The organism is Micrococcales bacterium, assembly GCA_016703125.1.
Lineage (GTDB): Bacteria > Actinomycetota > Actinomycetes > S36-B12 > UBA10799 > JADKAV01.
The window spans coordinates 64,050-76,064 of the sequence record JADJCR010000003.1; the positions used below are offsets into that span (position 1 = coordinate 64,050).

11 protein-coding genes, 1 other RNA gene and 1 pseudogene are annotated in these 12,015 nt (G+C 68.7%); 9 read left to right on the forward strand and 4 right to left on the reverse strand.

Translation table 11 applies throughout. From position 1 onward, the window contains the following. The first annotated feature begins 46 nt into the window (after positions 1 to 46). The 3 genes from IPG68_04610 (at position 47) to IPG68_04620 (ending at position 2,280) form a co-directional block, all read left to right on the forward strand. The gene (locus IPG68_04610) at positions 47 to 925 is read left to right on the forward strand and encodes a peptidoglycan DD-metalloendopeptidase family protein (GenBank protein ID MBK6762590.1); all 879 of its coding nucleotides are present in this window, start codon (positions 47 to 49) and stop codon (positions 923 to 925) included. Positions 926 to 929: 4 nt separating this feature from the next. Then, the gene (gene smpB / locus IPG68_04615) at positions 930 to 1,406 is read left to right on the forward strand and encodes an SsrA-binding protein SmpB (GenBank protein MBK6762591.1); all 477 of its coding nucleotides are present in this window, start codon (positions 930 to 932) and stop codon (positions 1,404 to 1,406) included. A gap of 82 nt (positions 1,407 to 1,488) precedes the next feature. Beyond that, the gene (locus tag IPG68_04620; GenBank protein ID MBK6762592.1) at positions 1,489 to 2,280 is read left to right on the forward strand and encodes an amidohydrolase; all 792 of its coding nucleotides are present in this window, start codon (positions 1,489 to 1,491) and stop codon (positions 2,278 to 2,280) included. A 32-nt stretch (positions 2,281 to 2,312) separates the two neighbouring features. Here the strand turns inward: IPG68_04620 and IPG68_04625 are convergent, their stop codons facing one another. Then, the gene (locus tag IPG68_04625; GenBank protein MBK6762593.1) at positions 2,313 to 3,086 is read right to left on the reverse strand and encodes a universal stress protein; all 774 of its coding nucleotides are present in this window, start codon (positions 3,084 to 3,086) and stop codon (positions 2,313 to 2,315) included. A gap of 22 nt (positions 3,087 to 3,108) precedes the next feature. Then, entirely contained in the window at positions 3,109 to 4,590 is a 1,482-nt protein-coding gene (locus IPG68_04630) for an NAD(P)/FAD-dependent oxidoreductase (GenBank protein ID MBK6762594.1), read from the reverse strand. A gap of 59 nt (positions 4,591 to 4,649) precedes the next feature. Here IPG68_04630 and IPG68_04635 point away from each other — a divergent pair, with 59 nt between their 5' ends. Together IPG68_04635 and ssrA are read left to right on the forward strand one after the other, a co-directional pair. After that, positions 4,650 to 5,510 carry a hypothetical protein gene (locus IPG68_04635; protein ID MBK6762595.1) on the forward strand — a complete coding sequence of 287 codons (861 nt, stop codon included), beginning with the start codon at positions 4,650 to 4,652 and terminating at the stop codon, positions 5,508 to 5,510. 80 nt (positions 5,511 to 5,590) lie between these two features. Then, positions 5,591 to 5,956: a transfer-messenger RNA gene (gene ssrA, locus IPG68_04640) on the forward strand. A gap of 248 nt (positions 5,957 to 6,204) precedes the next feature. On the opposite strand, the gene IPG68_04645 is transcribed toward ssrA, so the two are convergent. After that, entirely contained in the window at positions 6,205 to 8,187 is a 1,983-nt protein-coding gene (locus IPG68_04645; GenBank protein ID MBK6762596.1) for an EAL domain-containing protein, read from the reverse strand. Positions 8,188 to 8,463: 276 nt separating this feature from the next. On the opposite strand from IPG68_04645, the gene IPG68_04650 reads away from it, so the two are divergent. The 4 genes and pseudogenes from IPG68_04650 (at position 8,464) to IPG68_04665 (ending at position 11,572) form a co-directional block, all read left to right on the forward strand. Further along, the gene (locus IPG68_04650) at positions 8,464 to 8,850 is read left to right on the forward strand and encodes a hypothetical protein (protein ID MBK6762597.1); all 387 of its coding nucleotides are present in this window, start codon (positions 8,464 to 8,466) and stop codon (positions 8,848 to 8,850) included. Positions 8,851 to 8,933: 83 nt separating this feature from the next. Beyond that, positions 8,934 to 9,374, forward strand: coding sequence for a hypothetical protein (locus IPG68_04655; GenBank protein ID MBK6762598.1), 441 nt, complete (start codon positions 8,934 to 8,936; stop codon positions 9,372 to 9,374). A 36-nt stretch (positions 9,375 to 9,410) separates the two neighbouring features. Beyond that, positions 9,411 to 10,931, forward strand: coding sequence for a biotin carboxylase (locus IPG68_04660; GenBank protein ID MBK6762599.1), 1,521 nt, complete (start codon positions 9,411 to 9,413; stop codon positions 10,929 to 10,931). A gap of 48 nt (positions 10,932 to 10,979) precedes the next feature. Beyond that, positions 10,980 to 11,572, forward strand: a pseudogene (locus IPG68_04665) (LON peptidase substrate-binding domain-containing protein). Positions 11,573 to 11,588: 16 nt separating this feature from the next. Here IPG68_04665 and IPG68_04670 read toward each other — a convergent pair. Next, positions 11,589 to 12,014 (reverse strand): OsmC family peroxiredoxin, encoded by a 426-nt coding sequence (locus IPG68_04670; GenBank protein MBK6762600.1) that lies wholly within the window; start codon positions 12,012 to 12,014, stop codon positions 11,589 to 11,591. Position 12,015 lies beyond the last annotated feature (1 nt).

A 12,015-nucleotide genomic window follows, 5' to 3' on the forward strand; every position in this document is an offset into this window, starting at 1 on the left:
CGCCACCGAGCAGCAGATCGCCTTCCTGGAGCAGAGGATCGGGCAGATGGCCCGGGAGGTCTACGAGCAGGGCGGGACCATGTCGGAGGTGGAGATCCTCCTCGACTCCCATGACCCCGGGGATTTCGCCTCCCGGCTCGAGGCCCTACGCAGCATCGCCCAGGGCAACAACAACACCCTCAGCGACCTCGATGCCGCCAAAGCGCAACTGAACGTGCGCCTGGCCAGTCTCAAGGTGCTCGAGAAGGAGGCTGAGGACGCCCAGGCCGAGGCGCAGGCCGAGGTGCAGAAGGCCGCGGACGCCAAGGCGCGGGCCGATGCCGCGAAGGCAAAGATCGATGAACTGGTGGCGGCGAGGTCGTCCGCACTGCGCGACGCCCGGGACCGCAAGGCCGCGGTCCGAAAGCAGTACAACCAGTTGAAGGCCGAGCAGGAGCGCATCGCACAGATCGCCCGGGCAGCCGCTGCGAAGGCATCCCGGGGGCAGACCGGCGTCCCGGTGAACATCGGCGCCGGGGGCCTCGCCTGGCCCGCGCCCGGTGCACCGGTCGTCGGCAACGTCGGCCCGCGCATCCACCCCGTCTACGGCTACCGGTCCTGCCACACGGGCACGGACATCGGGGCCGGCATGGGCTCGCCGATCCTGGCCGCCGCTGATGGCGTCGTGGTGTCCATCCAGAACGGCGGTCCGTATGGGCTGCACACCCTGATCCAGCACGGCTCCGGCACCTCGACGATGTACGCCCACCAGAGCGCCACGACCGTCAGTGTCGGGCAACGGGTGAAGCGCGGGGACGTGATCGGTCGCGTCGGATCCACGGGCTGGTCCACCGGTCCCCACCTGCACTTCGAGGTGCACGTCAACGGCACCCCGTACGACCCCATGGGCTGGTTCGGCGGGACCAAGGGCCCGGTGCGGTGCTGAGGACATGGTCAAGGAGAAGGGCCGCAAGGTCATCGCGGTGAACCGCCGTGCGCGGCACGACTACGCCATCGAGGACACCTGGGAAGCAGGTCTGGTCCTGCGCGGGACCGAGGTCAAGTCCTTGCGTGCCGGCCGGGCGTCGCTGGTGGACGGGTACGCCGAGGTCCGTGACGGCGAGGTGTGGCTGATGAACGTCCACATCCCGGAGTACGACCAGGGGACGTGGACCAACCATGAGCCGCGCCGGCCGCGCAAGTTGCTGCTGCACGACTACGAGATCAACCGTCTGATCGGCAAGACCAAGCAGAGCGGCCTGACGCTGGTACCGATGAGCCTGTACTTCTCCGACGGCAAGGCCAAGATCGAGATCGGTCTGGGCCGGGGCAAGAAGTCCCACGACAAGCGGCAGGACATCGCCGCGCGGGAGGCCAGGCGCGACGCCGAACGTGCGGTGGCTGCGGCCCGACGCCGTGCTGACTGACGAGGACCTCCCCGCGCTCTGGCGTGAGTTGGGTATCCCGGGAATCGTCGACGTCCATACGCATTTCCTGCCGGCACCGGTGATGCGTGCGGTGTGGGCCTACTTCGACGAGGCGGAAGCCAACTACGGCGTGCCGTGGCCCATCACGTACCGCTGGCAGGACGACGCGCGGCTGGCGCACCTGCGGGCGATGGGGGTGCTGAGGTTCACCGCCCTGGTCTACGCGCACAAGCCGGGCATGGCTCGGTGGCTCAACGACTGGTCGTTGGACTTCGCTGCCAAGGTCCCGGACTGCCTGCCCACGGCGACGTTCTACCCGGAGGTGGGAGCTGCGGGGTACGTCCGGGACTCTCTGGATCGCGGCGCCCGGGTGTTCAAGGTCCACGTCCAGGTGGGTGACTTCGACCCCCGGGACCGGCTCCTCGACCCGGTGTGGGATCTCCTCGCGCAAGCCCGCGCCCCCGTGGTGATCCACTGCGGCTCCGCGCCGCTGCCCGGCCGCTTCACCGGTCCCGGACCCATCGGCGAGGTGGCCCGGCGGTTCCCCGAGCTGCGGCTGATTGTGGCCCATCTGGGGGCGGGGGAATTCGCCGACTTCCTCCAGATGTGCCGGAGCCGACCGAACACCTGGCTGGACACGACCATGGGGCTCACGGACTTCATGGAGGAGATGACTGCGTATCCGCGGGAGTTGCTGCCCTCCCTACGGGAGGCCGCTGAGCAGGGCAAGGTGCTGTTCGGTTCGGACTTCCCGAACATCCCGTACCCCGTCGCCCACCAGGTGCAGGTACTCATGGACCGCGACCTGGACATGCCGCAGATACTGTGGCACGCACCCGCTCATCTCTTCGGGCTGCAGGCCCCCGGGGCGTAGCGCCTGGGCCGCGCACCTGGCCCGTGGCAGCCTCAGCCGGTGTGCCGCGCGACCAGCACGGAGCACGACGCGTGGTTCGCGACCCCCGTCGCTGTCGATCCCGCCCGGAAGAGGGCAGCCTCGTTCAGGGACTCCCAGCGCGTCATCCCGCGACTGCCGATGGCCACGAGGTCGGGCTGCCAGTCCGCGATGTGGCGCAGGATGACGTCGCGGGGCCGGTAGAAGACCTCGAGGTCGTCGGGACCCACCACCACCACGTCGACCGCCGCGACTTGCCCTTCCAGTCGCGCCCGGGCCTCCTCGGTCACCTTCTCGGCATCGGAGGTGCCATCCGAGATCGACAGCACGCGTACCTCCACGCCGGCGGACCACGGCATGGCCAGGACGGCCTGCTCGGCGGCCAGGGCATGACGTGAGCCGTCGTGAGCGAGCAGCACCCGCTGCGTGCGGTGTGCGCCGCGCACGATCACCGTCGGCGCGGTGGGCATGTCGATGAGCCATTCCGCCGTGCTGCCGATGTGCAGGGCCTTGAGCAGGCCGCGTCCCTTGCTGCCGACCACGAGCAGGTCGTAGTCCTTGCCGCGGGTGTGCAGGGCGAAACGTGGGTCCTCCTTGACGGTCTGCTCGTGCACCTGCACGGCGACCTCGGGCCGCAGGAGTTCGCGCACCGGACGCGCCTCCGGCGGGCTGCTGCCACTGACCGCACGCAGAACGTCGATGTCCCACCCGGGCCACTCGTGGCTGTTCACCCAGAGCCATGCCGCATCAGCGGATGTTGAACCGTCGTCACCAAAGAGAATCTTCACAACACCACCCCTTGGTTCCAACCTAGGTGACCGCGTCGTTTTGCGGGGGTCGGCGTCCGGACAACGGACTTCCCGCCCGGTGTCCCGCCAGGTATCTGCGGAGATCGGTGCGTATCGTGGTGGCCGCATCGAGCACGTAGTTCTGGCGCATGCGCCACGGCGCGCGCGTGCCCTGCTTCGGCAGCAGCGCCACGGAGCGCTGGATGTAGCCGGACTTCAGATCCATGAGCGGGAGCGGATCGAGTTGCTGGCGGGGCTGCGGCACCACCCAGTCGTAACCCCGCGCATCCATGAACCGCAGGACCTTGCACACCAGGCGCGAGGTCAGATCGGCGCGCAGGGTCCACGACGCGTTGGTGTAGTCCACGGCGAACGCGAAGTTGGGCAGGCCGCTGATCATGGCCCCGAGCAGCACGAACTGGGCGGGCAGGTCGACGGCCCGGCCGTTCACCGTCGCCTCGACGCCGCCGTTGGGGCGCAGAAGCAGCCCAGTGGCGGTCACGATGATGTCGGCGGCCAGGACGCGGCCGGAGCGCAGGCGAACGCCCTCGGCGACGATCCGATCGATCTCGTCGGTGACGACGTCGGCCCGGCCCGAGCGGATCGCCCGGAACAGGTCCCCGTCGGGTGCCACGCAGACCCGCTGGTCCCATACGTCGTAGTCCGGGGTGAAGTGCGCATCCACCAAGCCCTCGTCACCGAGTTCCCTGACCGCGAGCCGGTGGAGTAGCTTCGCGGCCGCGGTGGGGTAGCGCCGGCTGAAGCGGTAGAACGCGGTGCTGAAGGCGATGTTCTTCGCGCGGATCAGGCGGTGGGCGACCTGTGGCGGCAGGTGCTTGCGGGCGGCATCAGCCAGCGGGTCGGTGCTTGGCAGTGGGCTGATCCACGTGGGCGAGCGCTGCACCATGGTGATGTGCTCGGCCGTCGGGGCCATGGCGGGGATGAGCGTCACGGCTGTGGCGCCGGAGCCGATGACGACCACGCGCTTACCGGCATAGTCGAGGTCCTCGGGCCAGAACTGCGGGTGCACGAGGGTTCCTTGGAAGTCCACGAGGCCCGGCAAGTCCGGCAGGTATGCCTGCTCGTAGTCGTAGTAGCCGGCGCAGGAGTACAGGAAGTTGCACGTGATCGTGCGGTGGTCCGACAGGGTCAGGGTCCACGTGGCCGTGTCGGTGTCGAAGCCGGCGCGTGTCACGCGGCTGCCGAACTGGATATGCCGGTCGATGCCGAACTGCGCGGCCGTGTCCTCGATATAGGCCTTGATCGCCGGCCCGTGGGCCAGCGACATCTCATCGCGCCAGGGTTTGAACGGGAAGCCGAAGGTGTACAGGTCGGAGTCCGACCGGATGCCCGGGTACCTGAACAGGTCCCAGGTGCCGCCCATCGCCGTCCGCGCCTCGAGGATCGTGTACCTCTTGTCCGGGCAGGTCCGCTGCAGGTGGTAGCCGGCGTCGATGCCGGACAGCCCGGCGCCGATGATGATGACGTCGAAGTCGGGGCGCACGCATCCAGTCTGCTCGGTCCGCGCTGCCACCGGCTGCCCGGTTGACGCAAGATGCGTAGGTGATCGCCGCTGCTCTCGTCGTTGCCACCTTTGCCGGGTGCCCGGTGTTCCCGGCTGACAACTACTGGAACACCCCGGTGGCAGACCTTCCGGTCCATGCCTCGTCGCAGGCTTGGCTCGACGCGATCGGCGGCACCTTCCTGCATCCCGACTTCGGCGGGCCGTCGTACGGCATCCCGATCACGGTGACGACGAAGAAGGCCCGTACGAAGGTGCGGTTCGACTACGCCGACGAGAGTGACCACCGCCGCTACCCGTTGCGCTCCAGTACCCGGATCGAGGCGGGCAGCGACCGGCACGCGGTCGTGGTCGACCGCAAGCGGTGCCGCCTGTTCGAGACGTGGAACACCCGCCGGACGGCCAGTGGCTGGCGGGCCGGCTCCGGGGCGGTCTGGAACCTGCGGTCCAACGCTCTGCGTCCGGCCGGCTGGACCTCGGCGGACGCGGCGGGGCTGCCCATCCTGCCGGGCCTGCTGCGCTGGTCCGAGGTGCGCTCCGGGCGGGTCGACCACGCCATCCGGTTCACAGCGCCGACGACCGCCCCCCGTTACGTCTGGCCGGCACGGCACCAGGCCGGGGACGACCCCGGCGCCCCGCCCATGGGAGCCCGCTTCCGGCTGCGCACCGACTTCGACGTCAGCGGATTCTCGCCCCACGCCCGCACGGTGCTGACCGCGATGCGGGACTACGGGCTGGTCCTGGCTGACAACGGCAGCGCTTGGTACTTCCAGGGGGCTACGAACGCCGCGTGGCCGGAGGGGCTACTGGACGAGCTCAAGTCGGTGCCCGCCGGGGCCTTCGAGGCGGTGGACACGTCGGGGATGGTGGTGTCGCCGGATTCCGCCCGGGCGCGGCGGTGAGGAATAGTCCACAGGGTGGCGGCGTTCACTCAGTGGACCGGTGTCGCAGGGCGCCGGTACGCTGCAAGTACAACTCAACAGGGGGTGAACGGTTTCGACAGCGGATGCTTCGACGAGAGAAGCGGGCTGAGGACGACGGTTATCTCATTAACGATCCGTCAAAAACACAAGTGCCGATACCAATCGCGCTGACTTCGCCCTCGCTGCCTAAGCGAGCGTGAGTCCGTCGGCCTACGGGTGCCTTCCCCGTAGTTCCCGGCGTCATCCAGAAGGCTTGCTGAGCGCCCCGATCACGGGGGCGTGAGGGACTCCAACAGTGATGTAGGCCGTGTTGGCGGATGGGTCGCACGAACCCGCCAGGCCGAATGCACCACACCGCGACTGCGCCCGGAGAATGCTCCGATTTGCACCGTTGGACCCGGGTTCGATTCCCGGCACCTCCACAAAGAGAAGAACCCCCAGGCTTGGGGGTTCTTCTCTTTGTTCGGCTGATACGGCGGGAATCGGGAGGAGGGCGCCGGAGGCGGCCGACGGCTCCCGGCACCTCCACGACCCCTCGGCGCGAAGTTGGCGGGTCGCGGCCCCGCGCACACGGCGGGGGAACGAGGATGCCGACCGGGTGATCGCGCGGGCGGACCAAACGATGTACAGCGCGAAGCAGTCGGTCGCAACATCGTCGTGGTGGTCTTGGCCCTTACGTCACAAGGTCAATCCGTCCGGATGGATGCTGTCCTCGGTGTCGAGCGGTCCGGCTGACAGCCACACGCCGATCTGGTCGGCCGGTATGGGCCGCGACCACAGGAATCCCTGCGCGATCCGGCCGCCGAGTGATTGCAGGACGTGCAGTTGCTGCTCGTTCTCGACGCCCTCGGCGATCACGTCGAGTTGCAGCGCCGAGGCCAGGCTTGAGGATCGCGTCGGCGATGGGCCGGTCGGAATGGTCGTCGGCACCGCCCAGGCCGTCGACGAATGATCGGTCGATCTTCAGGGTCGCCACCGGCAGGCGCTTCAGGTAGGACAGCGAGGAGTACCCCGTGCCGAAGTCGTCGACCGCGAGGTTCAGACCCAGCGCTCGCAGGGCGTCGAGCGTTGTCAGCACTGGGTCCAGGTCGCCCATGAGTGCCGACTCGGTGATCTCCAGGTGCACGGCACTGGGCGGCACGCCTGCCTGCAGCATGGAATGGGCGACGTGTTCGACCAGGAGCGGGTCGAGCAGTTGTCGTGACGAGAGGTTCACCGCGACCCAGAGGTCGCGGGCCTGTGGTATCTCCGCGCGCCAGCGGCACAGGTCCGCAAGTGCCGCCTCGAGGACCCAGTCCCCGATGGCCAGGATCAACCCGGTCTCCTCAGCGGCCGGGATGAACGCATTCGGCGTCACCACGCCACGCTGTGGGTCGTCCCAACGGATCAGGGCTTCCAGGCCGACGGTCAGACCGGTGGCGGTGTCGACGATCGGCTGGTAGAGAAGGCGGAACTCGTCGTTCTCCAGCGCCCGGTGCAGACCCATCGAGTCCTGCAGGCGCACCTCGGCCTGCTGGTGTATCGCATCGTGGAAGAGGACGACTTGATTGCGTCCGCGTTCCTTTGCCCGGTACATCGCCGCATCCGCGTCCCTGAGCAGGGTGTGGGGGTCAGCGTCCGGGCCAGCCATGGCCACCCCGATGCTGGCACTCACGCTGGCCTGGGTGTGATGGGTGGAGAAGGGCTCGCGCAGGGCGTCCGCGAAGCGTGCGGCGAGCGATCCGACCTCCGCCGCGGTGACGTCGTCACAGACGATGACGAATTCGTCGCCGCCGAATCGAGCCAGGGTGTCGCCTGCCCGCACGGCCCGCTGCAGGCGTGCGGCAACATCGATGAGCAGCGCGTCACCGGCGTGGTGGCCCAGGCTGTCATTCACGACCTTGAACAGGTCGAGATCCAGGAACATCACGGTGACCGCCCCGCCGCTGCGACGCGACCGTGCCAGCGCCTGCTCGATCCGGTCGGTCAGCAGCAGTCGGTTCGGCAGGCCGGTCAGTGGATCGTGCAGCGCCTGATGCTCCTGCTGGCGTGACATCTCCGCGGCCTTCTGGACCGCCAGCAGAGGCAGCAGGATGAGTGGCAGCAACGTCCATGACATGGGATAGGCGACCGCGACGATGGCGATGAGCGGGGACAGCGCCAGCACGGCCATCGTGGACACCGTGTAGAACCAGAACTCGTCGGAGAAGTCCTCCCACCAGGTGGTGCCCTCGTCGGCCAGTCCGGCCACGAGGGCGAGGTTGACCACGTGGTACACCGCCCACGAGCCGAGGATCCAGCCCAGATCGAGGGCCACGAACTGCGCCTGCGGGGCACTCGCGGAGGGGGTGATCCCGGCGACGACCAGCACGAGCCATGCCGCCGTGAGGCTGACGATGTACTGACCGACGTTGAAGAGGATCTTCCAGAGGGGCTTGCGCTGCAGGATCTCGGACAGCAGGATCGACCCGGCAAAGAGCAGGACTGCGGGGTAGAGGCCCCACAGGTACATGGTCGCGAAGACGAAGGCCAGCGTGATCGACACCGGGTTGCCGGCCAGCCGGGTCATCACGATGGGACGCAACTCGCTCAGCACGATGATCACGACGATCATGAGCAGGGGCTCGCCGACCGTGCGCAGGTCCGCGGGCCGGGCATGGGCCAGGGACAGCGCCACGATGGCCCAGCCGAGCCGTGCACAACTGCCAGGTCAGCGCGAACCGGCCCGGTCGCACCAGCGAGGGTCGCACCGCCGACATCCCCCACCTCCCTCACTACCGCGGAAGATACCGTGATCCGCGGTGTGGAGGCGTGCGGACCGGCGAATGGCCGCAGCGCGCAGTCCGCCCGAACGGGCCGATCAGCAGGAACCCTCCGCGCGCCGCCGCAGACCACGCCAGCCACGGCCCTAGGGTGATGCGGGGAACTTCCCCGATCCATGGAGGGAGACAACATGAGCAAGACCCGCACGGTGCTGGCGCTGGGTACATCTGTGGCGCTCGCGGGGGGTGCCCTGTTCATGGGCGCCGGCGTTGCCACCGCGGCCAGCGACCCTGGTTTCACCAAGATCAAGGCGCCGAAGACGGTCACGGCGGGCCAGACGTTCCTCGTGAAGTGCCAGCTGGACACCTCCCAGAACAACTGGACCGGCGCCGACGCCGAACTGCTCGAGAAGGGCGCTCTGGTCAACGCCCACCGCACAGTGTCGTCCAACGGCGACTGCAGCATGCACGTGGTCCTCACCGCCACCGGCAACCGCAAGATCCGGGTGGTCGTAGAGCAGAACCTCGGTGCGATCCAGACCAAGTGGCTGAAGGTCAAGGTCAACCCGGCCTCCTGACCACCCGCAGCCCCGGAGCCACGCCGGCACCGGGGCTGCGGCGTGTGCGGTGGGACAATGGGGATGGCTGTAGGGGAGGTGTCATGGAACCGGTACGCAGTGCGGGTGCCTATCGCACGAACATGACAGCAATGGGGGTCCGTCCAGGTGCTCTGACGTTGGCCGACGGCAGGTTGTCGTTCCTGGCCGACGACGGTCAGACCCTCTTCGACGCGCCGGTCGAGGAGTTCCACTCGGTCGCGCTGGCGGAGATGAACGAGACCCTGGAGATCTGGCAGGGCGCAACCCGGCACCGGATCTCGCTGGCCGTGGGAGGTCCGTTGCTCGGGAACATGGTCGGTGAGTTCGAGTCCGATACGCTCGCCAAGCGCTGGCGCGACCTCCTCGCGCCGCTCGTGGGTGCGGTGCCGCCCGGCGTGACGGTCAAGAAGCCGATGAGCAAGGGCGTGCAGTTGACCCTGGCCCTGCTGTTCAGTCTGGTCGTCGTGATCGCCGTTCTCGTCGCCGTGTTCATGCTGAGTTGACCCCCGCGAGGTGCGGTCGGCGGTAGGTTCAGGCTCGTGACGGATCCCCTTGATGAACTGCGCCGCCGCCGGGCGCTCGGCGAGGACGCCGCCCGGCCCGACAAGGTCGCGGCCCGGCATGACCGCGGGGGCCGCACCGCTCGCGAGAACATCACCCACCTGCTCGATGCCGGTTCGTTCGTGGAGTACGGCCGACTGGCCACCGCGGCGCAGGAACAGGTGATGGCGGTGGAGGAGTTGATGGCACGCAGCCCTGCGGACGGACTGGTCGCCGGACTCGGATCGGTGGCGGGACGATCGTGCGCGGTGCTGTCGTACGACTACCTGGTCATGGCCGGCACGCAGGGCATCCGTGGCCACCACAAGTCCGATCGCCTGCTGGGGCTGATCGAGGATCTGGCGCTGCCGACGGTGTTCTTCGCCGAGGGCGGCGGCGGCCGGCCCACGGACACCGACTACCCGGTGGTCTCGGCGCTGGATGTACGGACCTTCGCACTGTGGGCCAGGCTGTCGGGGGTGGTGCCCCGGATCGCGGTGGTGGCCGGGCGGTGTTTCGCCGGCAACGCGATCATTGCCGGGTCATCGGACCTGATCGTCGCCACCCGCACGTCCACCATGGGTGTGGCCGGGCCGGCGATGATAGCCGGTGCCGGGCTCGGCGATTATCGCGCCGAGCAGATCGGTCCGGCTGAGACGATGGCCGCCAACGGCGTCATCGATGTGCTCGTCGACGACGAGCAGCAGGCGGTGGCGGTCACCCGAGCACTGCTGTCGATGTTCGCCGGGGACGGCCCGGTGGCAGGGGCAGCCGATCAGAGAGTGCTGCGTGAGGCGCTGCCGGAGCGGGAACGACAGGCGTATGACGTGCGACCGATCATCAGCACGCTGGCGGACACGGATTCGGTGATCTTCCTTCGTGAGGCCTTCGCGCCGGAACTGGTCACCGCGTTCGCCCGGATCGGTGGGCGCCCGGTCGGGGTGATCGCCAACCAGACACTGCACATGGCCGGCGCGCTGACCGCGGATGCCGGGGACAAGGCCGCGCGGTTCGTGCAGTTGTGCGACGCGTTCGGCATCGCCCTGGTGTCGCTGGTCGACACACCGGGGATCATGGCGGGTCCCGACGCCGAGCGGACCGCGATCGTGCGCCACGCCTCGCGCCTGCTGGTCGCCACCGCGCGGTTGAGCGTCCCCCTCATCGGCATCGTCCTGCGGCGCGGGTACGGGCTGGGTGCCCAGGCCATGCTCGGCGGCAGCACGAAGGAGCCGCTGATGACGCTGGCGTGGCCTGCCGGGCACATGGGCCCGATGGGCCTCGAAGGTGCCGTCAGGCTGGCGATGGGTAAACAACTGGACATGATCGAGGACCCGGTGCAGCGCCAGGAGCGGACGCGGGAGGCGACGCAGGCCTACCGCGAGCACGTCACCGTGTTCAACGCGGCCCGGCTGTTCGAGATCGATGATGTGATCGACCCTGCCCAGACCCGGGACGTGATCGTGCGACTGCTGGCCGCGGCCCCGTCCACGCCGAGTGGTCGCGTCGTCGACACCTGGTGAACGCGCTCAGCGATTGCCCCGCCGGTGATCCGGTGCTTGTGTGGGGATGTGACGGTGCTGCCGATGTTCCCTCTCGGCTCGGTGCTGCTTCCGCACATGCCGCTCGGACTGCGGTTGTTCGAGCCGCGGTACTTGCAGATGCTCGGTGAGTTGCTCGAGGAGCGCGAGCCGCAGTTCGGCGTCGTCCTCATCGAGCGTGGCCACGAGGTGGTGGCGGGGAACAGCGGTTCGCCGTGGGCACAGTGGCCCGGATCATCGAGGTGGAGGCGCGACAGGACTTCATGGCCGTCGTCGCCCGCGGCACCACCCGCTTCGATGTCGCCGAGTGGTTGCCGGATCGGCCCTACCCCCGGGCCCGGATCCGCGAGATCGACGATTTCGCCTGGGACCCGGCGCTGGCCGGGCGGTGCGACGAGGTGGAGTCCCAGGTGCGGGCGGCGCTGACTCTGGCCGGTGCCGGAGCGGACATCGAACTGGCTGAGGAGCCGCTCCCACGGGCGTGGCAGATGGCGGGTCTGACGCCGGTGGGCCCGCTGGACCAGCAGCGACTGCTGGGCAGTTCGAGTCTGGCCGACCTGCTGGATACCACCGCACGCTTGACCGAGGAGGCGGTGGCCACCCTGCGGTACCTGGAGCCGTAGGTCCGCGCAGATTGCGTCAGGCGGGGCCCACGGTCAGGGAGATCGGCACAGCCCGCAGCGCCTGGCTCACCGGACAGTTGACCTTCGCATCCTCGGCGGCCGCTGCGAATCCCTCCGCGTCCAGACCGGGCACGTCGCCGACGACGTTGAGGCGGATGCCGGTGATCCCGGTCCCCGGCTGGAAGTCCACTTCGGCGGTGGTCTTCAACCTAGTGGCGGGAGTGCCGGCCTTCGCCAGGCCGTTGGACAGAGCCATCGAGAAGCAGGCGGAGTGCGCGGCGGCGATCAGTTCTTCGGGGCTGGTCTTTCCTGCGGGCTCCTCTGCGCGAGCGGGCCAGGAGACCGGGTAGGTGCCGATCCCGGACGACGACAGGGTGACCTCTCCTTCGCCCTCGAACAGGGTGCCGTTCCACGTGGTGGTCGCGGTGCGTGTGGTTGCCATG

Coding starts and splice junctions, on each gene's coding strand:
- IPG68_04620 (MBK6762592.1), top strand. CDS start 1,489: ATGCGTGCGGTGTGGGCCTACTTCGACGAGGCGGAAGCCAACTACGGC.
- IPG68_04670 (MBK6762600.1), bottom strand. CDS start 12,014: ATGGCAACCACACGCACCGCGACCACCACGTGGAACGGCACCCTGTTC.
- IPG68_04610 (MBK6762590.1), top strand. CDS start 47: ATGGCCCGGGAGGTCTACGAGCAGGGCGGGACCATGTCGGAGGTGGAG.
- smpB (MBK6762591.1), top strand. CDS start 930: ATGGTCAAGGAGAAGGGCCGCAAGGTCATCGCGGTGAACCGCCGTGCG.
- IPG68_04650 (MBK6762597.1), top strand. CDS start 8,464: ATGAGCAAGACCCGCACGGTGCTGGCGCTGGGTACATCTGTGGCGCTC.
- IPG68_04655 (MBK6762598.1), top strand. CDS start 8,934: ATGGAACCGGTACGCAGTGCGGGTGCCTATCGCACGAACATGACAGCA.